19 protein-coding genes, 1 tRNA gene, 1 pseudogene, 1 riboswitch and 1 other annotated feature are annotated in these 25,102 nt (G+C 37.5%); of the genes and pseudogenes, 7 read left to right on the top strand and 14 right to left on the bottom strand.

Features of this window, described 5'->3' with window-relative positions; translation table 11 throughout:
* Positions 1-58: 58 nt before the first annotated feature.
* Positions 59-291 (bottom strand) — a binding site (T-box leader).
* A 50-nt stretch (positions 292-341) separates the two neighbouring features.
* A complete protein-coding gene (locus IGJ90_RS02830) occupies positions 342-2,555 on the bottom strand; it encodes an autolysin (RefSeq protein ID WP_438767535.1) in 2,214 nt (737 codons plus the stop codon).
* A 316-nt stretch (positions 2,556-2,871) separates the two neighbouring features.
* Between IGJ90_RS02830 and IGJ90_RS02825 the strand changes: the two genes are divergently transcribed.
* The 5 genes from IGJ90_RS02825 to IGJ90_RS02805 all read left to right on the top strand — a co-directional run bounded on the left by IGJ90_RS02825 (position 2,872) and on the right by IGJ90_RS02805 (position 6,922).
* The gene (locus IGJ90_RS02825; RefSeq protein ID WP_002381265.1) at positions 2,872-3,531 is read left to right on the top strand and encodes a DUF1700 domain-containing protein; all 660 of its coding nucleotides are present in this window, start codon (positions 2,872-2,874) and stop codon (positions 3,529-3,531) included.
* Positions 3,531-4,556: a DUF4097 family beta strand repeat-containing protein gene (locus tag IGJ90_RS02820; protein ID WP_002366219.1), complete on the top strand. Its 1,026-nt coding sequence runs from the start codon at positions 3,531-3,533 to the stop codon at positions 4,554-4,556. The genes IGJ90_RS02825 and IGJ90_RS02820 overlap by 1 nt, the downstream gene beginning before the upstream one ends.
* Positions 4,557-4,724: 168 nt before the next feature.
* A complete protein-coding gene (locus IGJ90_RS02815; protein ID WP_002355669.1) occupies positions 4,725-5,375 on the top strand; it encodes a phosphatase PAP2 family protein in 651 nt (216 codons plus the stop codon).
* A 15-nt stretch (positions 5,376-5,390) separates the two neighbouring features.
* Positions 5,391-6,359 (top strand): TIGR01212 family radical SAM protein, encoded by a 969-nt coding sequence (locus tag IGJ90_RS02810; RefSeq protein ID WP_002355668.1) that lies wholly within the window; start codon positions 5,391-5,393, stop codon positions 6,357-6,359.
* Positions 6,359-6,922, top strand: coding sequence for a class I SAM-dependent methyltransferase (locus IGJ90_RS02805; RefSeq protein ID WP_002366216.1), 564 nt, complete (start codon positions 6,359-6,361; stop codon positions 6,920-6,922). The genes IGJ90_RS02810 and IGJ90_RS02805 overlap by 1 nt, the downstream gene beginning before the upstream one ends.
* A gap of 57 nt (positions 6,923-6,979) precedes the next feature.
* On the opposite strand, the gene IGJ90_RS02800 is transcribed toward IGJ90_RS02805, so the two are convergent.
* From IGJ90_RS02800 to erfC, 5 genes are all read right to left on the bottom strand, one after another.
* Positions 6,980-7,648, bottom strand: a complete 669-nt coding sequence (locus IGJ90_RS02800) for an ABC transporter ATP-binding protein (protein WP_002363221.1) — start codon at positions 7,646-7,648, stop codon at positions 6,980-6,982.
* 4 nt (positions 7,649-7,652) lie between these two features.
* Positions 7,653-8,732 carry an ABC transporter permease gene (locus IGJ90_RS02795; RefSeq protein ID WP_002355665.1) on the bottom strand — a complete coding sequence of 360 codons (1,080 nt, stop codon included), beginning with the start codon at positions 8,730-8,732 and terminating at the stop codon, positions 7,653-7,655.
* A 138-nt stretch (positions 8,733-8,870) separates the two neighbouring features.
* On the bottom strand, positions 8,871-9,476 hold the full coding sequence (locus tag IGJ90_RS02790) for a TetR/AcrR family transcriptional regulator (protein ID WP_002355664.1): 606 nt from the start codon (positions 9,474-9,476) through the stop codon (positions 8,871-8,873).
* Between the two features lie 409 nt (positions 9,477-9,885).
* Complete coding sequence (gene erfD / locus IGJ90_RS02785; RefSeq protein WP_002358756.1) at positions 9,886-11,655, bottom strand: multidrug ABC transporter ATP-binding protein/permease ErfD; 1,770 nt, start codon at positions 11,653-11,655, stop codon at positions 9,886-9,888.
* Entirely contained in the window at positions 11,655-13,370 is a 1,716-nt protein-coding gene (gene erfC / locus IGJ90_RS02780) for a multidrug ABC transporter ATP-binding protein/permease ErfC (protein ID WP_002355662.1), read from the bottom strand. The genes erfD and erfC overlap by 1 nt, the downstream gene beginning before the upstream one ends.
* A gap of 253 nt (positions 13,371-13,623) precedes the next feature.
* Between erfC and IGJ90_RS02775 the strand changes: the two genes are divergently transcribed.
* Positions 13,624-14,286 carry a TetR family transcriptional regulator gene (locus tag IGJ90_RS02775; RefSeq protein ID WP_438767533.1) on the top strand — a complete coding sequence of 221 codons (663 nt, stop codon included), beginning with the start codon at positions 13,624-13,626 and terminating at the stop codon, positions 14,284-14,286.
* An 80-nt stretch (positions 14,287-14,366) separates the two neighbouring features.
* Here IGJ90_RS02775 and IGJ90_RS02770 read toward each other — a convergent pair whose 3' ends face one another.
* The 5 genes from IGJ90_RS02770 to rpoN form a co-directional block, all read right to left on the bottom strand.
* Positions 14,367-15,158, bottom strand: a complete 792-nt coding sequence (locus IGJ90_RS02770) for an alpha/beta hydrolase (RefSeq protein ID WP_002366213.1) — start codon at positions 15,156-15,158, stop codon at positions 14,367-14,369.
* Positions 15,159-15,196: 38 nt separating this feature from the next.
* Positions 15,197-16,663, bottom strand: coding sequence for an MDR family MFS transporter (locus IGJ90_RS02765; protein WP_002355658.1), 1,467 nt, complete (start codon positions 16,661-16,663; stop codon positions 15,197-15,199).
* A gap of 170 nt (positions 16,664-16,833) precedes the next feature.
* Positions 16,834-18,018 (bottom strand): methionine adenosyltransferase, encoded by a 1,185-nt coding sequence (gene metK, locus IGJ90_RS02760; RefSeq protein WP_002355656.1) that lies wholly within the window; start codon positions 18,016-18,018, stop codon positions 16,834-16,836.
* Positions 18,016-18,111, bottom strand: a riboswitch (SMK box riboswitch). It overlaps the preceding gene by 3 nt.
* A gap of 122 nt (positions 18,112-18,233) precedes the next feature.
* Positions 18,234-20,111, bottom strand: coding sequence for an acyltransferase family protein (locus tag IGJ90_RS02755; RefSeq protein WP_002366211.1), 1,878 nt, complete (start codon positions 20,109-20,111; stop codon positions 18,234-18,236).
* Between the two features lie 200 nt (positions 20,112-20,311).
* On the bottom strand, positions 20,312-21,643 hold the full coding sequence (gene rpoN / locus IGJ90_RS02750) for an RNA polymerase factor sigma-54 (RefSeq protein WP_002366210.1): 1,332 nt from the start codon (positions 21,641-21,643) through the stop codon (positions 20,312-20,314).
* 58 nt (positions 21,644-21,701) lie between these two features.
* On the opposite strand from rpoN, the gene IGJ90_RS02745 reads away from it, so the two are divergent.
* Positions 21,702-21,773 (top strand) — tRNA-Arg (locus IGJ90_RS02745).
* A 656-nt stretch (positions 21,774-22,429) separates the two neighbouring features.
* Here IGJ90_RS02745 and IGJ90_RS02740 read toward each other — a convergent pair.
* The 3 genes and pseudogenes from IGJ90_RS02740 to IGJ90_RS02730 all read right to left on the bottom strand — a co-directional run bounded on the left by IGJ90_RS02740 (position 22,430) and on the right by IGJ90_RS02730 (position 25,073).
* Positions 22,430-22,630 carry a cold-shock protein gene (locus IGJ90_RS02740; protein ID WP_002355647.1) on the bottom strand — a complete coding sequence of 67 codons (201 nt, stop codon included), beginning with the start codon at positions 22,628-22,630 and terminating at the stop codon, positions 22,430-22,432.
* 233 nt (positions 22,631-22,863) lie between these two features.
* Positions 22,864-23,271 carry an NUDIX hydrolase gene (locus IGJ90_RS02735; RefSeq protein ID WP_002363212.1) on the bottom strand — a complete coding sequence of 136 codons (408 nt, stop codon included), beginning with the start codon at positions 23,269-23,271 and terminating at the stop codon, positions 22,864-22,866.
* Positions 23,272-23,296: 25 nt separating this feature from the next.
* A pseudogene (locus IGJ90_RS02730) lies at positions 23,297-25,073 on the bottom strand (glycerophosphoryl diester phosphodiesterase membrane domain-containing protein).
* Between the last annotated feature and the right edge of the window lie 29 nt (positions 25,074-25,102).

Raw genomic sequence — 25,102 nt, 5'->3', positions numbered from 1 at the left:
CTATTCTGACTTAAACTAGCCACTTAGTGATAAAAAAAAAGTCCTATAGGAAAAATTCCTATAGGACGTGAACATACAAATGCAACGTGGTACCACCTAAATTCGTCAAAGAAACGGTCAGTCACCGTCACCTTAACCTCAAACGTCTTAACGATCGTCACCGACTTTTCCTACTTGGTTTGTTCAAAAAAGTAACTTAAAGGCGAGTTCAAAAGCTTCTGTACGTATTTCCACCAGCCATACGCTCTCTATCACATGGTTCTTTCTACTATTCCTTCTCATTGTTTTTTTCTATTATAAGACTCATGTTACCAAAGATAGCTATTTTTTTCAATCTTAAATTAACCAACTTTTAAAGTTTGACCAATATACATTGTATCCCCGCTTAAGCCATTTAATTGTTTGATTTTTTGGATGCTGATTCCGTATTGCATTGATAAGCCCCAAAGTGAATCACCGCTTTTAACTGTATGGCGTTTGCCTGATGCACTATTTGTTGAAGAAGCATTGCCACCTGCAGAAGCGCCTTTTTTCACGATGATTGTTTGACCAGCAAAAATTAAATCGCCTTTGATCCCGTTCCATGAACGTAGATTAGCAACACTCACGCCAAACTGTGCAGAAATTTTATTCAGCGTATCACCTGATTTAATCGTGTAGGATGTTGTCGCACCGCCACCATTATTCGTAGGCTTGTTCGTATTCGTTGAACCTGAGTTGGCACCTTTTTTCACGATAATCTTTTGACCAGCAAAAATCAAACTACCGCTGATGTTATTCCAGGCTTGTAAGTTAGCCACACTAACACCGAATTGTGCAGAAATTTTGTTCAAGGTATCGCCTGATTTAATCGTGTAGTACGTATTCGTTCCTGATTGATTATTGTTAGAACCACCATTGCTTGAGCCGCCGGTGTTACCTGAATTACCTTTTTTCACAATAATTTTTTGACCAGCGAAGATTAAATCGCCAGAGATGCCGTTCCATGAGCGTAAATTAGCAACGCTCACGCCATATTGCGCGGCAATTTTGTTCAAGGTATCGCCTGATTTAATTGTGTAGTACGTATTCGTTCCTGATTGATTATTGTTAGAACCACCATTGCTTGAGCCACCAGTGTTACCTGAAGCACCTTTTTTCACGATGAGCTTTTGACCAACGAAAATTAAATCGCCAGAGATGCCATTCCATGAGCGTAAATTAGCAACGCTCACGCCATATTGCGCGGCAATCTTATTCAAGGTATCCCCTGATTTTACAGTATAGTACGTGTTCGTTCCTGATTGATTATTGTTTGAGCCACCGTTGTTTGAGCCACCAGTGTTACCTGAAGCACCTTTTTTCACGATAAGTTTTTGACCAACGAAAATTAAATCGCCAGAGATGCCGTTCCATGAGCGTAAATTAGCAACGCTCACACCATATTGCGCGGCAATTTTATTCAAGGTATCCCCTGATTTTACAGTATAGTACGTGTTCGTTCCTGATTGATTGTTAGAACCGCCTGTTCCTGGATTAACTGTTCCGCCCCCAGTATTTCCACCAGAAGATGGTGTATCATATTGAGTTAAGTTATATGCGGCAATGACATTATTTAATTTAGCATTGTAGCTAGGATCTGTCGCATAACGACCTGTTAACCAAGCAGTTGCATCGCGGTACGAGCTTGTATTGCTTTTCCAAGCCCCAGCATAATAGTAAACGCCCGCTTGGAAAGAAGTTGTTTTTAGCACGTGCGCATTATCTTGGAATGATTCCATATAAGAAGGATATTTACGGAAAGGTTCTTTTTTCACTAACCATTTGCCGTTTAAATATTCCCATGTATCCATATAGACAGATTGTCCATTGTAGCTGCCTTTAATCCCAAATAAGTTATAGTTTGGTGCCTTAGATAGCGTACTTGCTCCCCAACCACTTTCAACGATTGCTTGAGCCATCATCACTGATGCATATAAATCATTGGCTTGCGCAATAGGTTGTGCACAACGAGCTAACTCGGCAATAAATTCTGAAGGACTTTGCGTCGGTGATAACGCTGAAAAAGTTTGCGCAGAAGCTACTCTAGCTTCGGGTACTTTTACTTCATCATCTGGTGTAACCGCAGGCGCTGCTTCGGACTCGATTGTTGAAGGAGCTACTGGCGCGATTTCTGCTACTGAAGAATCAGTCGTTCCTGATTCCACAGGTGTAGTTGAATCAACTGTTGGTTGCTCGGTACTTGGTGTTGTTGGTGTTTCTTTTGATGATTCAGTTGTCGATTCAGTCGTTGTTGACGAATCCGTTGTCGGTTGTTCCGTAGTTCCTGGCGTAGTTTCTGTTGTTGGTGTCTCTACTAAGCCAGTTTCCGTAGTAGGTGCTTGGGCAACTTCCGCATTTGTTGGCTGCTCTTCTGTTGCCTCAGCAGTCACTGGTAGTAACGCAACGGGCGTTCCTACAGATGAAACAATTAACGCCGAGCTGAATAAAGTAGTGCTCTTCTTCCATTGTACTGGCGTTTTCTTTCTTTGTTGTGCTTTCCTTCTTTCGATACGTGACATTGATTCTTTCTTCATTGATACGTCCCCAACTTTCCTTTTTTAACTTATATGTAAATGTAATTTTTTAGTTTTGTTATTATAACAAGTATACCTTTTTTTCTGGCGAATTAAAAACACTTCAACAAAATTTCATATTACTGTAACTAGATTGTAAAGAAGTAATGTTTTTTAACATGGATTTCCTCTCTTGTTACTACTCGGAAAAAAACTGCGACTTTAGTTGTAGATGCTTCTTTACCTTAGTCTGATTTTTTTAATTCCTCTTGTTATTCGCCCAAAAAGAAATTATAGTTTAAGATGAGAAATGAATCGTGTAGAAAGAGGGAGCGGAATGAATAAAGAACATTTTATTATTGAGCTGAAAATTTATTTAAAAGCATTAAATCCAAAAGATCAAGCTATTATTCTTGCGAAATACAAGGCGTTATTTGATGCTCGTGTTGCGGAAGGCGAAACAGAAGAACAAGTGGCAAAATCATTGGGGAAACCACGGGTTATCGCAGAAGAAATTTTAAAAGAACAAGGCATTGAATTGACGGAACGAAAAATTGAAAATAATGGCTGGCAAGAAATTCCAGCGGCTACACCTGCTTATGATCATCCCTATGAAGAAGAATCTGAATTTTACTATGATAATGATTCTCCATACTATCAACGACCACAGCATCGGCCGTTAACCCGATTTTTCCAAGTGCTTGGTATTTTCTGTTTAAATTTTTTCTTCATGTTTTGGGTTATTTTAGGGATTGCCTTAATGTACGTCGGTTGTGGCATTGCCGGAGCTGCAACTTTATTTTCACCAATTTATGGTATTTATAGTGTCATTACCCAAGCAAATGCCGCTTCCTTTTTCCAATTATCTATGAGTCTCTTTTTATTTGGTGCATCAATCATTGGTTGGTTACTGTTTCTACCAATTTTAAAATTTTCAGCACATGTCTTTAAGCGTTATTTCCAATGGAACATTGCTGTTTTACGAGGTGATATCTAATGAAAAAAACAACAGGGATTCTCTTATCCATTGCTGTCTTAGCGATGCTAATTGGTGGATCTGGCGCCGTCTATTATTACAAGCAAGCGGAAAAATCAGTCACACCGCTAAAAGAAAGTTATACACTAAAAAATAAACAAGCAGGCGAAGAACTTCACTTATCCTTAAAAGGCAAAGGCCCTTATACCATTTATAAAACTGATAGTAACAAAATGGGATTACGATCACCGAATAATGCCTTTTATTCAAAAGCTGAAGGCACTTTAGATGTCAAAGAAGAAAAAAATAAAATAACAGCAACCATCAATACCACTCGTACACAAAACCAACCCGAGTTGTCATTTTTTAATATTGGCATTTTTAGTGACTTCACACCGAACGTGAGTGTCCAGATTCCTAATAATGTGAAAAAGTTAGTAATTGATGGCTCAACCCATTCACAAGTTTCATTGAATGCTTTTAACGTAGACGAATTAACAACTAATCTACCAAATTCTTATGTTAGTCTATCGGGTGTTAAAGCCAAAAAAATGACGCTTAACTCTTCAGATGGTATCTACCTTTCAGCGGATACTTCCGCTAAAAAAGCAACAGTTGAAACCACTGACGGCGATATAACGTTGGATTCAGCCTATTTCGATGAAATCAAAAATACTACTATTTCTGGTGATATTCGAGTGCAAAATGCTCGTGGAAACATCCAAGCAACAACGACAGATGGCGATATTAGCGTCTATGATTTCAAAGGAGAAGCTAACTTTTCAAGTGAAAATGGTGATTTTTCTTTAGACATGCCTGCTGTGCCTAAAAAATTAACTGTCGCTCTTGTCCATGGAGATATTTATGTAAATTCTGGAGAAATTTTGCGTAACATTTCAATCAAAGGGGAATCAAAATTAGGCGATGTTCAACTTTTAAACAAAGAGCGAACATCTTATAAGAATGGTCGTGCGGATACAGAGTTTAACCTTTCTAGCGAATTCGGCGATATTACCGTTGATACTCCTGATGATGATAATCAATAACCATGCACCATTTAAAAAAGTTCTGGCACCACAATGAGAGATTGTGGTGCCAGAACTTTTTTAATATCTGTATCCCCTCCAAATCAGGCAATGAAATTATCTTTTAATTTTTTACCCTTTTGATGGTATAATACGGATTGTTGCGATTAAATTTTGAAAGGATTTTTTATGAAAAACAAACTTTATTATCAATTTGCAGGTAGTTGTTTTCTTTTAGTATTTATGTTTTTAGGCTATGTTGTTCGTTTTTATCCAACCTGGCTCAAAGGCTTTGATCAAACGATTACTTCCTTTGTTCGTCGTCCTTTTCCACAGCTAAATAACTTTTTTATTTGGTACACCAAATTTGCCAATTCATTGACGATTATCATCTTAGCAATCGTTGTCATTGCTCTGTTTATTGTTTGGAAATATTATGCTGAAGCATTATGGCTCTTTATTAATACTGCCTTAATTGCTGGCGTAGGTAATTCTTTATTAAAATTATTCTTTATGCGCCAACGTCCTACTTTGGAGCATTTAGTAACTGAACATACGTATAGTTTTCCTAGCGGACATGCTGTAGGAAGTACCTTGTTCTACGGCACTATTTTATTGATTCTGCCAATTTTCATTAAAAATAAAACGGTCCGCCTTTGTGTGCAAATTTTACTAGGTATTGGGATTTTCATGATTGGGGTTAGTCGAATCTATTTAGGTGTCCATTTCCCTAGCGATATCTTAGGTGGTTTTTGTCTTGGTTTAGCTTGGTTGTTATTAAGTTACCCTATTTATTTAGAAAAACGCTTTGTTTGGCGATTTCAAAGCAAACAACGCTAGAAAGAAGTCTTGATTATGCAAATTTTTCCTTATTCAGATGATCCAAATAAACGCTATCACACTTGGAACTATGCACTTCGTCAACAGTTTGGTGAAAAGATTTTTAAAGTGCCAATTGATGGTGGCTTTGATTGCCCCAATCGTGATGGGACGGTTGCCAAAGGTGGTTGTACGTTCTGTAGTGTTTCTGGATCAGGCGACATGATTGTTGCACCTAGCGATCCCCTGCCGCTTCAATTTCAAAAAGAAATCCAATTGATGCATCAAAAATGGCCAACTGTCGATCAATACATTGTTTACTTCCAAAATTTCACCAATACACATGCGCCCGTTGACGTTATTCGTCATCGGTTTGAACAAGTAGTCAATGAAAAAGGTGTCGTTGGTTTATCCATTGGTACCCGTCCTGATTGTTTGCCTGATGAGGTAGTGAACTATTTAGCCGAATTAAATGAACGCTTTTATTTATGGGTAGAGTTGGGTTTGCAAACCACATTTGAGGAAACTAGCGCTGCCATTAATCGCGCTCATGATTATCAGACATATCTAGATGGCGTGGCTAAATTACGGAAACACGGGATTCGGGTCTGTACACATTTAATTAACGGGCTACCTGGTGAAACACCTGCCATGATGCGCGAAAATGTGCGGCGAACTATTCAGGATTCAGATATCCAAGGGATTAAACTGCACTTACTTCATTTAATGACAAATACCAAAATGATGCGGGATTATAATGAAGGACGCTTACAATTGATGAGCAAAGAAGCCTATGTTTCAGTGATTTGTGATCAGTTAGAAATGATTCCACCCGAAATTGTTATTCATCGCTTGACAGGCGATGCTCCCTTTGAAACAATTATCGGACCGATGTGGAGCTTGAAAAAATGGGAAGTTCTCAATGCGATTGATGCGGAAATGAAACGCCGCAACAGTTATCAAGGAAAATATACTGTCATTTCAGGAAAGGAAGTTTTCAATTAATGCTACAAACAGCCCTACATTTTAGTCACCAACTTTTAAAAGAAGTGGTGGAACCTGGCGACTTCGTCATTGATGCAACAATGGGAAATGGTCATGATACAGCATTCTTAGCAGAGCTGGTTGGCCCTTCTGGTGAAGTTTTCGCCTTTGATATCCAAAAAGAAGCGTTGATCAATACAGAACAAAAGTTAACAGAACTTAATTTACTCCCACAAACTACGTTATTTCCATTAGGACATGAACATCTTCATGCTGTCCTAGATGAAGAAACAGAAATCACTGCCGCTATTTTTAACTTAGGCTATTTACCTAAAAGTAATAAGAAAATTATTACAAAACCCGCTACGACTAAACAGGCGTTAGATGGGTTACTGCCTCATTTGGTAAAAGGGAGTCGCATTATTTTAGTCGTTTATTATGGCCACGAAGGTGGTTCAGAGGAACTTGATTTGGTCACGAATTACACGCAAGCCTTACCACAAGATGTTTACAGTGTCTTACGTTATGAGTTTATCAATCAAAAAAATCAGCCACCTGTTCTTTTCTGTATTGAAAAGAAATAAGAGAACATGGTCGGATTGTCTCCAGCAATCCGATCATGTTCTCTTTTATTTGTTTTGTTACTCTGTCAATTCACCATCACGAATACGAACCACTCGATCACAGTATTTCAACAAACGCTCATCATGTGTCACCATGATAATCCCTTTATCTTTCTCTTTAGCCTCTTTCGCTAGTAATTGGACAACATCAAACGCCTTTTCTGTATCTAAACTAGCCGTAGGTTCATCTGCCAAAATTACGTCTGGCTCATGATACAATGCACACGCAATGGCTACCCGTTGTCTTTCCCCACCAGAGAGATCACGAGGATAACTATTTCGTAATTCTTTTAAACCCAACGTCTCTAACAATTGCTCTTTTAATTCACTATTTTTACGTGACTTATCAACTTTTTCAATTAAGTGAAATTGATCTTCCACTGTTAAAAATGGCACCAAATTAGAGCTTTGTAAAATAAAGCCGATTTTTTGAAAACGTTGCGCCAAACGTTGCTTTTTCGTTAACTTATTTAGTGATTGCCCGCCAACAATGACTTCACCACTTGTCGGTGCCTGTAAGCCAGCTGCAATCGTTAAAAAGGTACTTTTACCAGAACCAGAAGGACCAATTACTGCGACAAATTCACCTGGCTGAACCGCAAAAGATAATTCTTTTAACGCAATCACTTCTGTATGTTTTTCACCATATTTTTTATAAATATTTTTCATTTCTAAAACATTTGCCATGTCTCTAACCTCCAATCGCGATTAACGGATCAATTTTAGCAATCGTTCGAATTGAAAACGCCCCGCCAATTAATGCAGATAAAATCAATAATACACTAAACAAAATCATGCGTGGTCCATTAGTTGCATAAGGCATTGCTTCTGGTAAAAAGAGCACGGTAATTCCCGTTAAAGCAAGACCAATCGCCACTCCTAGAACAGCCAATAAAGCGGTTTGTAGCATGACTGCCTTTGCTAAGAAACTAGTTGGCACCCCTTGAACTTTTAAGACACCGAACATTGCTGTTTTCTGTAAAGTCATCACAAAGATAAAAATACCGATAATGAACGCTGCAATCACAATCAAGAAATAAATCATGCCATCCAAGGTCAAGTTTTGAGCGCTGTATCCTGGCAGTTTTTCAATAAAATCTGAAATTGAAAGAACTTGACTGTCCTTATTAGTCGTTTTAACTTCCGCGTTGTCCTTGCTGCGAACAATGAAACCATTAACCATTTTGGCCATTGCTGGATTGTCACCATATTTAATTGACCGCCAAGTATCCAGAGAAGTGTAAATAACTGGCACAATGTTATAGCTACTTTTAGAAATAAAGCCGACAATTTCTAATTGCTCATCATATTTCCCTGCAGTTAATTTGTCGCCAATTTTAAATCCTTGATTTTTCAATGTTTCTGAAGCAATCACTTGATTTTTATCAGTAAATGCGTTTCCTTCAATCACTTTTGGCATTAAAAAACTTTCTTTTTCAATCCCAAATAAGCTAACATTCGTTAATTCAGCCTTTTTGTCATCTGCTGGGCGGATGGCTAAAGATTGTTGACCAATCGGTGCAATTTTGCCTCCTGAAATCGTTTCTTTCACGTTTTCATCTAACACTGATACATTTAAATTACTATTGGCCTCTTTTGATAAAACCACTTGATTCGCTTGCCATTGATCTACGGCTAAACGATTTCCTTGAGCTAAACCGTTCGCTAAACCTGACAAAATAAAAATTAACCAAGCAATCAAGACCATTACTAAGACTACAAGGACGTACCGTCCTTTTGAATACTTCATTTCATTAAATCCTAAAAACATGAATGGTTCACCTCTTTCTTCTTTTCGAAATAAACTATATCACTTATCAATCGATAAATCAATAATTATTTATCGATTGATAAGTGAATTTTACAAAAAAATAGAGAAGTCTGTTTTTCAACAGGGCTTCTCTATTTTTTATTTGTGACTTTTCAGAACGCCATGTAGCATAAATTGAATAAATTTTTTGACATCGTCATCCACTGTTTTTCGCTGGTACGTTTTTTCAATACTTAATAATGCACTAACGTTATATAAAATAAACCGAGTTGCATCATCTACACTGATGCCCTCTTGTAAGCAATTGGTTTCAGGTTCACTTTCAAAAATAGCCGCAATATTATTGATATAGGTTTTTTTGAAAATTTGATACAGCGTACGATTGTAATCAGGGCCCATTTCTTGAAACATGTCGTTCAACATTAAGAAAAGATTGGTCGGATGTTCATCTAACAAAACTTTGATTAATTGATAAAGTTTTTCTTCTACTGATGCATTTCCAGAAACAATTGGGACTAATTCTTCCTGAACACGGGACGTTAATTCTTCAATCACAGCTAAATACAGTTCTTTTTTATTTTTAAAATGGTGATAGAGATTCGGTTGGGTAATGTTCGCTTTTAAAGCAATTTCACGAGTGGAGGTATTTTTGAACCCCTTTGTCATGAATAATTCAGAAGCGACAGACAAAATAATTTGCCGTGTACGTTCTAAATCAGCTTTGCGTTTATTTGGCTTTTCCATGGTTTTCTCGCCCCCTGCTGCTTTTTATTTTAGCATATTCTCCGACAAGAAACGAGAGACCTTTATACAAAAAACGAAAAATATACAATCAATGTGCCTGCTATTTGGAGAAGAACCGCGCAATAATACCACCGCTTCAAATGTATCAGCCAGCCTTTTTCGCCCCCAAGATAAATCAACTACTGCAGTCCATATAAAAAACTATTAGCCAAAAACCAAAAAAGTAGTGCCGATTTTGTCCATCGATTCTCTCTGAATACACTCAGTACAAATAAAGTATTTAGCACCAAAAACGTGCGCCGTAATTGCCGTACATTCCTCATTTTTTCCATTGACATTTCTCCTTTTTCTATTTAGCATAGCAAAAAAAGAAGCAAATGAGAATGACTCATTTTGCTTCTTTTTCAACTTATTCAAAAACAAATTGATTTTTATAAAGTTCCGCATAGAATCCATCTTGTTCAACTAGTTCATGGTGGTTGCCTTCTTCAATGACTTCACCGTCTCGTAAAACAATAATCCGATCCGCATTTAGAATCGTTTTCAAACGATGGGCAATCACAAAACTGGTGCGCCCTTTAATTGCTTCGTCCATCGCTTTTTGGATTTTGGCTTCTGTTACTGTATCAACATTACTTGTTGCTTCATCCAAAATTAATAATTCTGGATTGGTAATAATCGTTCGTGCAATACTTACTAATTGCTTTTGTCCCGTACTGAAAAGGTTATTCTCTTCCGTAATCTCAGTATCGTAGCCTTGCTCAAGATTTACAATAAATTCATGGATATTCGCTTGTTTCGCTGCTTGAACAATTTCTTCATCCGTGGCCTCTGGCTTACCAAAAGCAATATTCTCACGAATTGTTCCTGAAAATAGAACGGACTCTTGCAAAACAATGCCTACATGTGAACGCAAGCTATCTAAATCCATTTCACGAATGTCCACACCATCAAACGTTACGGCGCCTTCATTCACATCATAAAAGCGATTCATTAAATTCATAATCGTTGTTTTTCCTGAGCCTGTCGGTCCGACTAAAGCGACCATTTCACCTTTGTCCACATGAATAGAAACATCTTTCAACACAGGCGTTTCTGGATTATAGCCAAAAACAACATGATTTAAAGCCACAGCTTTGTTAATCTCTTCTAATTTTTCGCCATTTTCGGGACGAATTTCATCTGGTTCATCAAACATCTCATTTAAACGACGAGCGCCTGTAACAGCTAATTGAATCATGCTATAACCTGAAGAAATTTGCATCAATGGTTGATAATATTGTTGGGAATATTGGACAAACATAACGACCAAACCTAGCGCAGCGGCACGATCAACAGAACCATTGATTGCTAACCAACCACCAAAGAAAATAACAATTGCCGTATTGACTAATGACATTCCTTGCATCATTGGGAAAAGTAATCCTGAATACACTTGACCTTTATACGTAGCTGCACGAACTTTTTCATTTTGCTCTAAAAAGCCGTCAATGGTTTCTTCTTGTAAGCCATTAGTAATAATCACACGTTGCCCACTAATTTTTTCATCCATATAGCCATTTAATTTACCCACTTCATCTTGCTGTAAATCGACATATTTGCGCGCCTTGCTAATCACAAAGACCGCAATTAAAATCGCAATCGGCGTAGAAGCAATTGTAGCCCATGCCAGTTCCACATTTTGACGGAACATCATGATTAAGACACCAACCAATAAGGCAATATTGGTTAATACTTGTAGCAACGCTTGGTTTAAACTGTTTTGGATGTTGTCTAAATCACTAGTAAAACGACTTAAAATTTCACCATCTTGATGAGAATCAAAGAAACGAATCGTCAATTTTTCTAATTTATTAAACAAACCAATCCGCATGCGGTTTGTTGATTTCCCCACGACTTGTGTAAAGAGAATACTATAAATGAAACTAGCGGCACTAGTTAAGACATAAAAAATGAGTAGTTTCCAAATGACAGAAACGAACGCACTTTTATCGTCTTTTCCTTGCATCACATTAACCGCATATTTCGCTAATTCCTGAATAGCTTCCCCAACGAATTGCGGCGCTTTGACTTGTAAATAAGTCGCTGCGAAAATTGCTAAGAAAATAAAGAGGAAAGAAACTTTGTAACGTTTTAAATAATGATAGAAAAATTTACTAGCTTTTATTAAATCAGTCATTAAGCTTCCTCCTTTCCTTTTTGAGTTTCGTAAATTTCTTGATACACGGGGTTCGTAGCTGCTAATTCTTCATGCGTGCCTTCCCCGACTAAACGTCCATTATCCAATACTAAAATACGATCTGCATGGACAACAGAAGAAATTTTTTGGGCAATAACGATCGTGGTAGTCTCTTTTAACTCTTTATCCAACGCTTCTCGGACTAACCGCTCCGAACGAGCATCCAACGCGCTGGTGCTATCATCTAAAATCAAAATTTTAGGCTCACCAATCACACCTCTAGTAATTGATAACCGTTGTTTTTGTCCACCAGAAAAGTTATTACTTCGTTCTTCGACGGGTGCATCATAACCTTCTGCCAATTTTTCAATAAATTCCTTGGCTTGGGCGATGCCTGAAGCCCGTTCCATGTCCGCTTCAGAAGCGTCACGTTTACCATGGCGTAGATTTTGCGCAATCGTTCCAGAGAACAGGATTGCTTTTTGCAACACAAAGGAAACTGTTTTTCGTAAACTGTGTTCGTTCACTTCTCGTAAATCGACACCACCAACTTCAATCTTTCCTTCTGTCGGATCAAACAAACGTGGAATTAATTGTGCCAACGTAGATTTACCAGCACCAGTTGCGCCCACAATCCCAATCATTTCACCTGGCTGAATAGAGAAAGAGATGTCTTTCAAGGTATCTTCTTCATCCCCAGGATAACGGAAAGATACGTGGTCAAACTCAACACTACCAATTAACTCTTGTTCTGGGACTTTTTTGTAGGTAACATCTGGTTCTGTTTCCATCACTTCTTTAATCCGCTTAATGGAAACAGCGGCACGAGAAGTCATCATCATCATCATTCCGCCGATAATAATCGCCATCATGATTTGCATTAAATAGTTCATAAAGGAAGCGACACCACCGATTAAAGTTGGATCGTCCTTGACTAAGTTACTCACAAAGAAAATTGAGCCTACAACGGCTAAGTTCGCCACCAACATAAACGCTGGAATCATCACAGCAAATAAGCTACCTACGATTAAGTTATGGGTGGTTAATTCTTCACTCACTTTTGTAAAACGTGACAATTGATTTTTTTCTTGAACAAATGATTTGACGACACGAATGCCTAACAAATTTTCTTTTGCGATACCATTAATCTTATCAATCAAGTTTTGAATAATCATGAAATGCTTGCCCATTTGCGAAAAGGACAGCATAGAAATCAAAATAACTGCGATGACAAGTGCAACAATCACCCACCATAGTTGTGGCAAGGTTAGCATCGCTAAAATAAAACTCCCGATAAATAAAAAAGGAATTCTAAAAAGTGTCTGCAACGCAATCATAATGACATTTTGAATTTGAGTAACGTCATTTGTTAAACGAACAACTAAGTTACCTGCTGAAAATTTTTCGATATTGCCAAATGAAAAGGTTTGGATTTTGCGGAAAGTTGCTTCACGAATGTCAGCACTGACACCTTGGGCAACTTTGGCAGAAAAAATTGTATTAATAACCCCAGCAACGAGTCCTAATCCTGCAATGGCAATTAATTGAATCCCTAAGTTTTTCATTTTGTCGCTATCGTCATTCATAATTGCTTCCAACACTTGTTGTAACAATTTTGGTTGCCAAAGTGCTGAGACAACCATTACGATCACCGCCAACAAGGCAATAACTACCGAGCCTTTGTATTTTTTGGCGTGTTGAATAATAAGGTCCATCTTATCCCTACTTTCTTAAAATAGTTCCCTGCTTCTTCAGTGTTGGTCTGCGAATTCTTCCCCATTACAAAAAAATCAATTTGCTCATTGACTTCACCAATTTAACACTGTAAAATAAGGCCGATTCATAATTTACCATTTTTAGTGGTAAAATACAAGCGAACAAGTTAATTTTTCACAAGTTTTTCCTATCATAAAGTGTACCTTCTTTTTGATAAACTTACGAAGATAACGTTTAATAGGAGCTAAAATCATGGAACCGAAATTATCAAAAGACACGATTATTGCAGCCGCATTTTCTTTGTTAGAAAAAAGTCCCACTTTAGAACAACTTTCTATGCGTAAAGTCGCCAAACAGCTTGGTGTACAGGCGCCCGCAATTTATTGGTATTTTAAAAATAAGCAAGCCTTACTTCAAAGTATGGCTGAAGCGATTGAAGAGCACTTTCAAGAACCTGTATTATGTGGTGAATGGTATTCTGACTTACTGGCCTTCATGGAAAACTATTATGATCTCTATCAACAATTTCCCTGTGCCGTAGCCATCGAAATCCAAACCGTCCCTGCCTATCCCCAACGATTACGCCATTTGAATCAAATGATGGGCATTTTAAGAGAAGCAGGTTTTTCACTAGAAATGACTCATTTAGCAGTAACGTCTTTACAACATCTTTTGTTTGGGATGATTATGGACGCAACGGAGGAAAAACAGCTCGTTTCGCAAGTGTTGAACGGAGATGACTATTTAAAAGAACAAGTGCTGCACATGAAACAATATGTCTCCGACAATGGGTTAACATACATGGAGGAAAGCATTCAATTTCGGCGCTCCATTCACCAAAAATCCGCCTTTATTCAAGCTGTTAAAACCTACTTAGATGGGTTGCAAGCAGACAACGCATCTTCATCTAAATAAAAAAAGCCCTTGGTCCGTCAGTCATTTCGACTGACGGACCAAGGGTTAACTTTTAAAATAAATATTGAAAACTACTTTCTCTATTTTGGTATTGGTAGCCAAGCCAAGGCTTTTTGAATCCATTCATCCCAGAACACCCAGTCATGTTCTCCTGGTCCAGTTTCAAAAGTGTAACTTGCCTGTGCCTGTTCCAACGCTTGAGCCATCTGTTGATTAGCAGAAAGTAACATATCTTGCTCCCCACAACAAAGGTAAAATTGGGGCATTTCTGTTTGGCTTTCTACTAATTGTTGTAATAAATACAGCGGATCGTGAATGGAACCTTCAATTTGATCTAACGGGCCAAAAATACCTTCCCAATAGCTTCGCTTACGGACTTTTAATAATTCCCCAAAACTAGTGGATGATAAACTGACTGCCCCAGACAAAGAAGCAACGGCTGCAAAAGATTCTGGTTTCGCTAATCCTAATTTCAAGGCGCCATAACCACCCATTGACAAACCAGCGGCAAAGGTTTTTTCTCGTTTTGTACTTAACTGCGGAAAGAGTTGATGACAAATTCTCGGTAATTCTTCTGAAATAAACGTCCAATAGTTCATATCGTATTGCGTGTCCGTATACCAAGCTAAATCCGTGGACGGCATAATGACAGCAATCCCCAAATCAGCGACATACCGCTCAATAGAGGTTCTGCGAGCCCAGACACTGTGATTCCCTCCCATCCCATGTAATAAATACAACACGGGAATATCTGTTAATGCTGCTTGGGTACTTGTGCCCACTTTTTTTACCGTTTCTTGTGGTAAAATTACGTTCACATTTACTTCCATTTCCAATACATTTGAATAAATATTTGCTTGTAAAAAGGCCATCTACTTTTCCCTCCAATACTCTTTCTATTAGTGTACCACTAAACCTTCGCTCGTTGCGCTTTTGCGAAAATATTTAACAAAAGAGCGACAACAACTAAGCCCGCACCGACTAAGTAAACATTATGCAGACCTGCATAGAGGATACCGCGTAATGGTTTTAACAACGCAGCTGGAATTAAATTTGCAGTATGTGGATTCACTAATTGATTCATGACATCTGCATCGACGTTTAACGCGCTCGCTTCCAATTTCGCAAACATTCCTGCATTTAAAATCACACCAAAAATTGACACCATCACAGTCTGCCCAATTGTACGCACCAACGTATTAAACGATGTTGCAACCCCCATTTTTTCAGGCTCCACTGTACTTTGTGCTGTCACCGTAGTCGTTGTGATAGTAATCCCAAAACCAACTCCTAAGACAGAAGACACTACAAAGAAAAGCCAAAACGGAACGGCCATTGGCATTACCACTAAAAAGATGGCCCCGACTAATAGAATCGATAACCCAATCGTTAAGACTTTTTTCATAGCATATTTTTCCATAAAGCTACTTGCTATAAATGATCCAGCCATCCAAAGTAACGACATAGGCGCTAAAACTAAGCCACCAATTCCTGCACTTTTTCCTAAGACACCTTGCATCCACATCGGAATGTAGACATCAATCCCCATTAAGAAACCGCTAATAAGCGCTGCAATAAGATTTACTAAAACAAACGTTGGTTGATTAAATAAATGCAAATCAATCACTGGGTCTTGCGCGCGTTTTTCTATCATCACAAACGCTACAAAAAAGAGCACACTCAAACTCAAACAACCAAATGTTACTAATGTAAAACCATTATCGCTAATCATTTGAAAACCTAGCAATAACGTTAGCAGCACTGCCATCAAAGTAACGCTGCCCAAAATATCCATTGGCATCTTGGTCCGTTCCCGCTTTGGTTCAACTAAGAAAATACTAATCAAGCCCAATAAAACAAGTCCAATAGGAACATTAATGAAGAAAATCCAATGCCAACCGACTGTATCTACAATAAAACCACCTGCTAACGGACCAAAAATACTAGCAATTCCCCAAGCGGCACTGTTTAAACCTAAAATTTTCGCTCGCTTGTCCAATGTATACATATCGGCAATAATCGTTAATGCAACTGGTAAAATTGCGCCTGCCCCCACACCTTGAATTGCGCGGGCAATAATTAAGGTCAACATATCTTGAGCAAAGCCACACAACGAGGAGCCCAAAATAAAAATGATAATGCCAATCATGAAGACAGGTTTACGACCAATTTTATCCGCAAGTTTCCCATAAATCGGTGTTAACATCGCATTCGTTAATAAATAAATTGAAAATACCCAGTTCATAATTTCCATGCCATGTAACGAGCCGACAATCGTTGGCATCGCAGTAGACACAATGGTCCCTTCAATGGCTGTCATAAATGTTGCCACAAAAACACTCACCGTGACTAACTTCACATTTGTTTCTTTTGCCATTTATTCACATCCTTTTCTATTCAATTGTCAATTTTCTAAATTGCTCCATAGCTATTCTATACAAAAAAGAACAAAATGTCTTAAAAAAATGCTTTTTCATAAAAAAATTATTGCAAAAAAAAACAAGAAGTCAGCCAAGTATTGGCTGACTTCTTGTTTTTTTTATTTAATTATTCAGCTAAACTAGCTTTTAACGCTTCAACTTTATCTGTTTGTTCCCAAGGTAAATCAATATCTGTTCGACCAAAATGACCATAAGCCGCAGTTTGTTTATAAATTGGGCGACGTAAATCTAGCATTTCAATAATACCTGCTGGACGTAAATCAAAGTTTTTACGAACTGCTTCGATTAATTTACTTTCTGGAAGATCACTCGTACCAAACGTATTAATAGAAATAGACACTGGTTGCGCCACACCAATTGCATAAGCTAATTGGACTTCTACTTTTTTCGCCAAACCAGCAGCAACAATGTTTTTCGCAATATAACGCGCAGCATAACTAGCAGAGCGGTCAACTTTGGTTGCATCTTTTCCAGAAAAAGCACCGCCGCCATGACGAGCATAACCGCCATAAGTATCAACGATAATTTTACGACCAGTTAAGCCGGCATCTCCTTGAGGGCCACCGATTACAAAGCGACCAGTTGGGTTGATAAAGTATTTTGTTTCATCATCTAAAAGTTCATGAGGAATCACCTCATTGATTACTTGTTCTTTAATATCTTTTTCGATTTGTTCTAAGGTTGTTTCATCATCATGTTGTGTACTGATGACGATCGTATCCACACGTTGTGGTTGACCTTGATCATCATATTCCACTGTTACTTGAGATTTTGCATCAGGACGTAAGTAAGGTAAGACTTTTTCCTTCCGCAATTCTGCTAAACGGCGAACCAAACGATGACTTAACGCGATCGGTAATGGCATTAATTCTGGTGTTTCGTCAACGGCAAAACCAAACATTAAGCCTTGGTCACCAGCGCCAATATCGTCTTTTTCATCTTGATCACGCACTTCTAAGGCTGCGTCAACCCCTTGAGCGATATCAGGTGATTGCTCATCGATTGCTACAAGAACTGCGACAGTCTCTCCATCAAATCCATATTTTGCTCGTGTATAACCAATATCTTTCACAGTTTGACGAACAATTTTTTGGATATCTACATAAGCTGTTGTAGAAATTTCTCCAAATACTAGGACTAAACCAGTTGTTACGGATGTTTCACATGCCACGCGGGCCATCGGATCTTTCTCCAAAATCGCATCTAAAATTGCATCACTGACTTGGTCAGCTACCTTATCTGGATGTCCTTCTGAAACGGATTCTGATGTAAATAAATGTCTTTCTGTCATAATGTTATTCCCCCTAAATAGTTTCGGTTACAAGGCATCTTTAGTAAGTAACGACAATTACTTGCTAAATCCTTTCGGGAACTTGTAACAAAAACAGTATACCAGATATCTAAAAAAAAAGCTTAGGTTTTCAAGAAAATCATTAAATTACCTATATTTGCTTTTCCTATAACAAAAAACTTCCAGCCCCTTTCATCTGAGCTGGAAGTTTCTTGCTACTGTAAAATTTTCTCCGCGATAAAGTGTGTATATTGCTCGCCACCTGCCACATTTGGATGAACTCGGTCATCATAAAACCAATCATCATGGGCGTTACTATAATTAAACCAGTCAATGACCGTTAAGTTATCGTATTTTTTGTCCATTTGACTAAGTAAACTATTCACTTGATTTTGCCATCTTCTAGTTGGAACGCGAACATTAATCCAATAAACTTTTCGATTACCTAACGCTTTCATAAATTCATCAAATTGTGCCTCTGTAAAAGGACCATTCGTACCTAAACTCACTAAAACAGTATCTTTGAGCATTTTCTTTTTGTCTAGTTCACCAATTAGTGAAATGCTACTATACAATTGACGGCCCACTTCCCCATCGATAATCATTTTAGGAAAAATATCTTGTAACCCGCTAGCACCATCTAGAATAACAGAATCACCAATAGTTGTGATTTCTAAATTCTGCGCTTTTTTTACTTGCTCTGGTGTGAGTTGTGCGGGTAGAACGTCTTGGCTTTCACTCGGTTTTGTACTACTTTCTGTGGACGTGCTACTATTTTTAGTGCCACTTTCTTGGACTTCTTTTTTACGTTCTTCAATTTTTTGCTGATTTTTCGCTATATTTTTTTCTAGTTGCTCTTGTTGCGCACTTTTAGCGTTTGCTGGGGCCACAATTAAACCGAATACTGCAATCACGCTAATCACTGTCATAAAGGCCATTGTCCCTTTTTCACGAAGGTCCCACGGTTTCCGTAAGAACTCAGTGAATTGAGTCCAGACATCCTTATAAGACAATCGTGTCAGTGGATGTTCGATAAAACGATAAGACAATTCGCTCACTACTAAAATTAATGCTATTTCAACCAATGAATGTAGAAAAACATGGTCCGATAAGGTCTTAATTTTGGCCTCATAAAAAATCATGATTGGGAATTGATACAAGTAAATGCCATAACTCCGTTTACCTATCCACGTAAAGACTGGATTCGTTAACCAACGATTCATATCTGCCCCTGGATGTGCAGTGACGGCCACTAAGACAGTGGCTGCCAAACTGATTAAAAACATGCCGCCATAATAAACAAAATTTGTATGATCTGATAATGTTAAAAAGGCTAATACTAAAAGAACTAAGGCACTTAAACCAGCGCCATTTAAGATTTTTTTAGAGGCTTCTGGAATTTCTTCTTTCAAACGTGTGCTTGGCCAAACATACGCCAATGCACTACCTAGTAAAATAGAAAAAACACGTGTGTCTGTTCCATAATAGACACGTGTAGGATCTGCGCCAGGAACATATAAAACGGCCATCAGCGTCACCGAAATTAAGGCGCCGATTAAAACTAAACTGAAAATTCGACCGCGCTTACGAACAAAGCGTTCCAGAAGAATAAAAAGTAATGGCCAAATTAAATAATTTTGCGCTTCAACTGCCAATGACCAAATATGTACAAATGGCGATTGTGTCGCAAATCCATCAAAATAAGAAAACCCTTTAAAAATTTGCCACCAGTTGTTGTAATAAAAAATACTACTAGCGACAACGCTGCGAATATTGTTTAATAAATCCTGCTGAAAGAGTGTAATATAACTAACTGCACTTAAAAGCATCACAATTAATGCTGGATACAGCCGTTTCATCCTTCGCACATAAAATCCTTTTAAATCAATGGTCTGATTTTCTGCCCATTCTTGCCGCAACAAGTCGTTAATAAGATAACCTGAAACAACAAAGAAAATCGGAACACCTAAGTAGCCACCTCGCATGACTTGGGGAAAAAGGTGATACAAAATCACGCCAATTACAGCGATCGTCCGAATGCCATCAAAACCTGTAATATAGCGTTTTTTCTTGCTATTTGCTGTCTGATTCATTTGTGCTTTCCAACTTTTCTATAAAATTATTCTTTTCCTTTATTTAAAGAAGCAAGTAACTTTAATATACGTTTTTTCCTAGGAAATGGCAAGCAAACTTTGTCTCCTTTAGGCTTTTTTTACAATTCAAAAAACCAACATTTTTTAAATTGTAAAAAAACAACCAAAGCTTATGAAAATCACTCATAAGCTTTGGTTGTTTACTCATATCGTTTTCGTTTAGATGAAGATGGAATCCCTAGGGCTTCACGATACTTTGCCACCGTTCGCCGGGATATTTCCATGCCTGAATCTTTTAATCGCTCGACTAATTTTTGATCAGATAACGGTTTACTTTTTACTTCTTCATCAATTAATTTTTGTAGTTGCTTTTTAACCATCGTTGTTGAGACATCCTCGCCATCTTCTTCTGATGAAAGAATACTTGTGGAGAAGAATGAGCGCAATTCAAAGACGCCAAACGTGGTTTCTAGATATTTTCCATTAACCGCACGACTAACTGTCGATTCATGAATAGACAAAGCATCCGCAATTTCTTTTAAAGTCATTGGTTTTAATGGCCGATCTGCTTCTAAAAAGAAGGCTTCTTGACGACGCACAATTTCTTGCCCTACACGTAAAATTGTATCCCCCCGCTGATTCACTGCGCGCTCTAACCATTCAAATTCGTTTTTCTTATCCTTAATATATTCTTGGACTTCTTTGTCGTCAGTCTCTTGCATTCGTTTGAAATAATTTTCTTGAAAATTTAATGTCGGTCGACCAGCTTTGTTGGAAATCACCACTATTCGATCTTCCTTGATTCGGACAGTTAAATCTGGTCGAATATACAATTCCTCGGTCGCATCAAAAATATTCCCTGGCGCTGGCGATAACGTTTGTATATAATCAAAAATCAATTGAATTTCTGCTAATTCAATCCCAAATTTTTTAGCTAACGGGCCCCATTTACGACTCACTAAGGCATCAAACTCTTCCTCCAATAAAATATACGCTAAATTAGGCGCGGTATCGTCTCGTTCTGTTTGTAGCATCAAACATTCTTGTAAATTGCGTGCCCCCACACCTGCTGGATCTAGCTGTTGTAACAAAGTTAATGCATCTAGCATTTGAATGGCGCTTGCTTCGGTTTTCTCTGCCGCTTCTTCTAACGAAATCGTTAAATAACCATTCACGTCTATATATTCTACTAAAAACAATACCAATGTTCGCAAGTATGTATCGCGGTAATTCAAATGAATTTGATCAATTAAAGACTCAAATAATGATAAATGATAGTCTGGAATTTGATTCATATAATTATTTTCTTCGTCTTGGTTGGTGTAAGAACGACTAGTTATCGGAAAATCTGTGGTGTACTGCGTGTCTACTTGTAAATCAATTAATGGATTCTCTAGTGCTTTCGCTTCAACAAAGGCAGCGAGTTCTTCCGTATTAAATTGTAAAATTTGAATGGATTGTTGAAGCTGTTGAGTCATGGCCAACTTCTGGACTTGTTTTTGTTGTTGGGACATTCGTTGCTCAAATTTCATTATTTTCGTCCTCCCTCTTGTAATTTTTGTCAATATCAGCTAAACTAGTATTCGTGCCGCGCCCTTAGTGTAGTGGATATCACGTAAGATTCCGGTTCTTGAGACGGGGGTTCGATTCCCTCAGGGCGCGTTATTTAAATATGTTGATTTATCAACGTTTCTGGACACTCTTTATTCATCTAAAGAGTGTTTTTTTCATGTTTAGGAATGATTTTTCTATCCGTATTTTTTTCAAATGTTGCTTGTGGCAAGCTCAATCGCACTTAACGCAACAATATTTGTTCTACTTCAGCTACAAATCCAATAAGGTTAAAATTCCTCCGTTCCTATTGTAACGCATAACGTTTCCTTTTTCTATCTGCTAAACAAAGTATTACGACAAGCAAACACCTGCTTCTCTCTTAAAGATCCCTTTCTGATTATATAGTAAATTGCTTTTAATTTGTTAATTATTTTACCTAAAACTTGATACCCTAATTAAATAAAGAACCTGGGGCAAAAATCACTTTGGATTTTTGTCCCAGGCTTAAAACCTGATAATTGGCGGGAACAGAACCGTTCAGCTCCGACCTCTAAAATACTTAATTAGAAATATGCTACCCGCAATCACACCGATTATGATTACTAGCCAAAATAATCCACTTACAAGTAACAGCTCAGTTAAGGTCGTCTTCATATTCTCCTCCTTTAAATGGCATCTGCTTTGTTTTGCTATGTAATTAATGGCGAGATCAGACAACAGCTATCAAAAAAACGGACCAACACGTGGTCCGTTTTCATTCATTATTAAGCTTTTACGATGTTCGTTGCTTGTAAGCCGCGTGGACCTTCTTCAGTATCAAAAGTTACTGCTTGGCCTTCGTCTAAAGTTTTAAATCCATCTGATTGAATAGCTGAAAAATGTGCAAATACATCATTGCCATCTTCACCTGTAATAAATCCAAAACCTTTGTCTGCGTTAAACCATTTTACTGTACCGTTGTTCATATATATTTCCTCCTAGTGCATAAAAATATGCAAGTTATTGCAAAAAATGTTGAGTGGCAAAAGGAGAAGTATAGTTTTTAAATATATAACTCAAATTACTTATCAAAATTGATTACTTAATTACTATAACATATTTATTAGGAATAAACAATGCCCACGACTTTTCCTTGGACTTTCTAAAATAATCAAAGATGCGCTTGACAAAGCCCTAGCAAAAGACACTCCTACTCTTTCTATTTCCAGTTAGTTTTGTTTAACTTTAAATAATCGCTACGCGCCAAATAATCAAATAGCGGAGCTAATCCTGGTGAAAAATTTACTTCCTCAAACCGCTTAATAAATTGTACGCCTTTAATTTTATTTGGTTCGTTCAGGGTAACTTTTCCTTGGGCTTGTTTAGCAAAATAAAAATGTCCTTGCCAAACGATTGAATCAAAAACGAGTGGTCCAGTAAAAATTTCTTCAAGTTCAGTAATTTCCACTGCTAACTCTTCTTTAATTTCACGAATCGCACATTCCAGCGCTGATTCACCAAGTTCTTGTTTTCCGCCAGGGAAATTCCAAGTGTCTGGCCGATCTTTTAAAATAAGAATTTCATCTGATTGATTTTTAAGAAGTACTCGCGAAAATTCTTTTTTCATTTCGTTTAACCCTCTTCTTCATTTTTTATTGAGAAGCCACACTTGGCAGCATAAAAATATAATGCAAAATACGATGGATTTTTTTCAAAGTCATTGACTTCTTCATTGACTAACTCCAAATCATCGGTAATCACTCCAGCGACATCCATAAAGAGCATTTTACTTAATACCTCTGAGTCATTAACTGTCCAAGCATAAACTGCTTTTTTCTGTTGGTCAGCTTTTAAAATGAAGGTATCGTTCAACGTGGTAGCTTCCATTGTATACAAATCAGCTTGTGTTTCTGGAAAAGTGAAATTATAGGGCAAAATAAAACTTACTTTTACTTTTGATTTGGCTTTTTTAAACGCTTTGATCACATTGTAGTCGAGAGATTGAACCTGATGGTTATTCTTTATCAAAGGACGTTCATATTTTTCAATAAAGTTAGATAGCGCACCTTGACTATCTTGTTTAGACGTTTTAATTTCTACTAGTAATTTTTGTTTGGCTTGGTTTGCTTTCGCTAAATAATCATCAAAACTGGCAATTGGTGCTTCTTGGCCATTTTCTTTAACGGTCATTTTTGTTAATTCAGCCAACGTAAATTCTTGTGGCGTGCCATCAACGCCGGCGAGTTCTTGAAGGTTTGCATCATGCATCACAACAAATTGATGGTCTTTGGTTTCTTGAACATCAATTTCAATATAATCTGGTTTAAATTTAATGGTTCTTTCCATAGCAGGAATGGTATTTTGTACGCCATTACTATTGGTGACCCCTCGATGCGAAATAATCAAAGGTTTTGATTCTAATAGCCCTGTTAAGTAAACAGCGTTGAAAATTATATAGCCTCCAAAAATGGTGAATAGTCCTAGGCCCATTCCGATAGTCACTAATTTATTACGTTTCGTTTCTTTGTCAAAGGCAACTTTTGTCGTCGTTTCTGCTTGAACATTTAATTGTGTATATAAGAAATTAATCAGTAATACTGAAAGCCAAGCATTAGAGACAAACTGTAAAAATTGGACAACGGTTAAATTTAAAATACCACCTAGTAAGCTAATGGTATCGCTCAAGGTATCTAACTTCAACTGTAGAAGATAAAGTAACACATAAATAACATACGTTGAAACAAATACCGCGATCGTCACAAATGCAATATTACGAATAATGAACCATAATCGTTTGTTTGTCATTGACCAACTAGCCTTAACTGCCTCGCCCGCTTTTTTTCTCTCCAGAATCATTAATGGAAGCGTGTAAATGAAACGAATAGCTAAATACCAGACTAATAACCCAAAGGCCAGTAACCCAATCAAGTAAGGAATTCGTTGGGACAAAAATTCAACAATAAAATCTGGAATCACAAATTTCGTCAATAGATTACTTTGGAAAATCAGGTTACCAAAAGGGACAATGACAACAAAATAACCGAAAAAGAATAACCACGAACGGGCACCTTGCTTTTTAAGAACCTTAAAAGATGCCTTGGTAACTCCTTTAAAATGAAAACGATGGTCTTGCCGTATTTGAAAAATCCCTAATAATAAAAAGGTAAACTGATAAAAAACTGCACCTAAAAAAAGTAACAACAAGAGAATTAATAACACCAGAGCAAGCGGCTTTTCTAACAATAAATTCAGGTTATTAAACGAAAGATAAGGAATACCTTGAGTTTTTAGTGCGTTGGAAGTAGCCCAACTAAAAGCCCCACCCACCAATAATAATAAAACATTTAAAGTAAAAAATAACCATAAGTACTGCAAGATGTCTTTAAAAAATTGCCTTGTTCCATTTTTAAATGTTTGCCAAGCAGACATACAAACTCCTCCATTCTAAAAGTATCTGA

Source organism: Enterococcus sp. AZ129 (assembly GCF_051714505.1).
GTDB lineage: Bacteria > Bacillota > Bacilli > Lactobacillales > Enterococcaceae > Enterococcus > Enterococcus faecalis.
The sequence above is the reverse complement of the archived record's forward strand: the minus strand, read 5'-3'. Positions and strand labels throughout refer to the sequence as shown.

Excerpts from the sequence above, each read along its gene's own strand:
- IGJ90_RS02735 (WP_002363212.1), bottom strand. The coding sequence starts at position 23,271 with ATGAAAAAAGAATTTTCGCGAGTACTTCTTAAAAATCAATCAGATGAA.
- IGJ90_RS02810 (WP_002355668.1), top strand. The coding sequence starts at position 5,391 with ATGCAAATTTTTCCTTATTCAGATGATCCAAATAAACGCTATCACACT.
- IGJ90_RS02755 (WP_002366211.1), bottom strand. The coding sequence starts at position 20,111 with ATGAATCAGACAGCAAATAGCAAGAAAAAACGCTATATTACAGGTTTT.
- IGJ90_RS02775 (WP_438767533.1), top strand. The coding sequence starts at position 13,624 with ATGGAACCGAAATTATCAAAAGACACGATTATTGCAGCCGCATTTTCT.
- IGJ90_RS02830 (WP_438767535.1), bottom strand. The coding sequence starts at position 2,555 with ATGAAGAAAGAATCAATGTCACGTATCGAAAGAAGGAAAGCACAACAA.
- rpoN (WP_002366210.1), bottom strand. The coding sequence starts at position 21,643 with ATGAAATTTGAGCAACGAATGTCCCAACAACAAAAACAAGTCCAGAAG.
- IGJ90_RS02790 (WP_002355664.1), bottom strand. The coding sequence starts at position 9,476 with ATGGAAAAGCCAAATAAACGCAAAGCTGATTTAGAACGTACACGGCAA.
- IGJ90_RS02795 (WP_002355665.1), bottom strand. The coding sequence starts at position 8,732 with ATGTTTTTAGGATTTAATGAAATGAAGTATTCAAAAGGACGGTACGTC.
- IGJ90_RS02740 (WP_002355647.1), bottom strand. The coding sequence starts at position 22,630 with ATGAACAACGGTACAGTAAAATGGTTTAACGCAGACAAAGGTTTTGGA.
- IGJ90_RS02805 (WP_002366216.1), top strand. The coding sequence starts at position 6,359 with ATGCTACAAACAGCCCTACATTTTAGTCACCAACTTTTAAAAGAAGTG.
- metK (WP_002355656.1), bottom strand. The coding sequence starts at position 18,018 with ATGACAGAAAGACATTTATTTACATCAGAATCCGTTTCAGAAGGACAT.
- IGJ90_RS02815 (WP_002355669.1), top strand. The coding sequence starts at position 4,725 with ATGAAAAACAAACTTTATTATCAATTTGCAGGTAGTTGTTTTCTTTTA.
- IGJ90_RS02820 (WP_002366219.1), top strand. The coding sequence starts at position 3,531 with ATGAAAAAAACAACAGGGATTCTCTTATCCATTGCTGTCTTAGCGATG.
- erfC (WP_002355662.1), bottom strand. The coding sequence starts at position 13,370 with ATGGACCTTATTATTCAACACGCCAAAAAATACAAAGGCTCGGTAGTT.
- IGJ90_RS02825 (WP_002381265.1), top strand. The coding sequence starts at position 2,872 with ATGAATAAAGAACATTTTATTATTGAGCTGAAAATTTATTTAAAAGCA.
- IGJ90_RS02800 (WP_002363221.1), bottom strand. The coding sequence starts at position 7,648 with ATGGCAAATGTTTTAGAAATGAAAAATATTTATAAAAAATATGGTGAA.
- erfD (WP_002358756.1), bottom strand. The coding sequence starts at position 11,655 with ATGACTGATTTAATAAAAGCTAGTAAATTTTTCTATCATTATTTAAAA.
- IGJ90_RS02770 (WP_002366213.1), bottom strand. The coding sequence starts at position 15,158 with ATGGCCTTTTTACAAGCAAATATTTATTCAAATGTATTGGAAATGGAA.
- IGJ90_RS02765 (WP_002355658.1), bottom strand. The coding sequence starts at position 16,663 with ATGGCAAAAGAAACAAATGTGAAGTTAGTCACGGTGAGTGTTTTTGTG.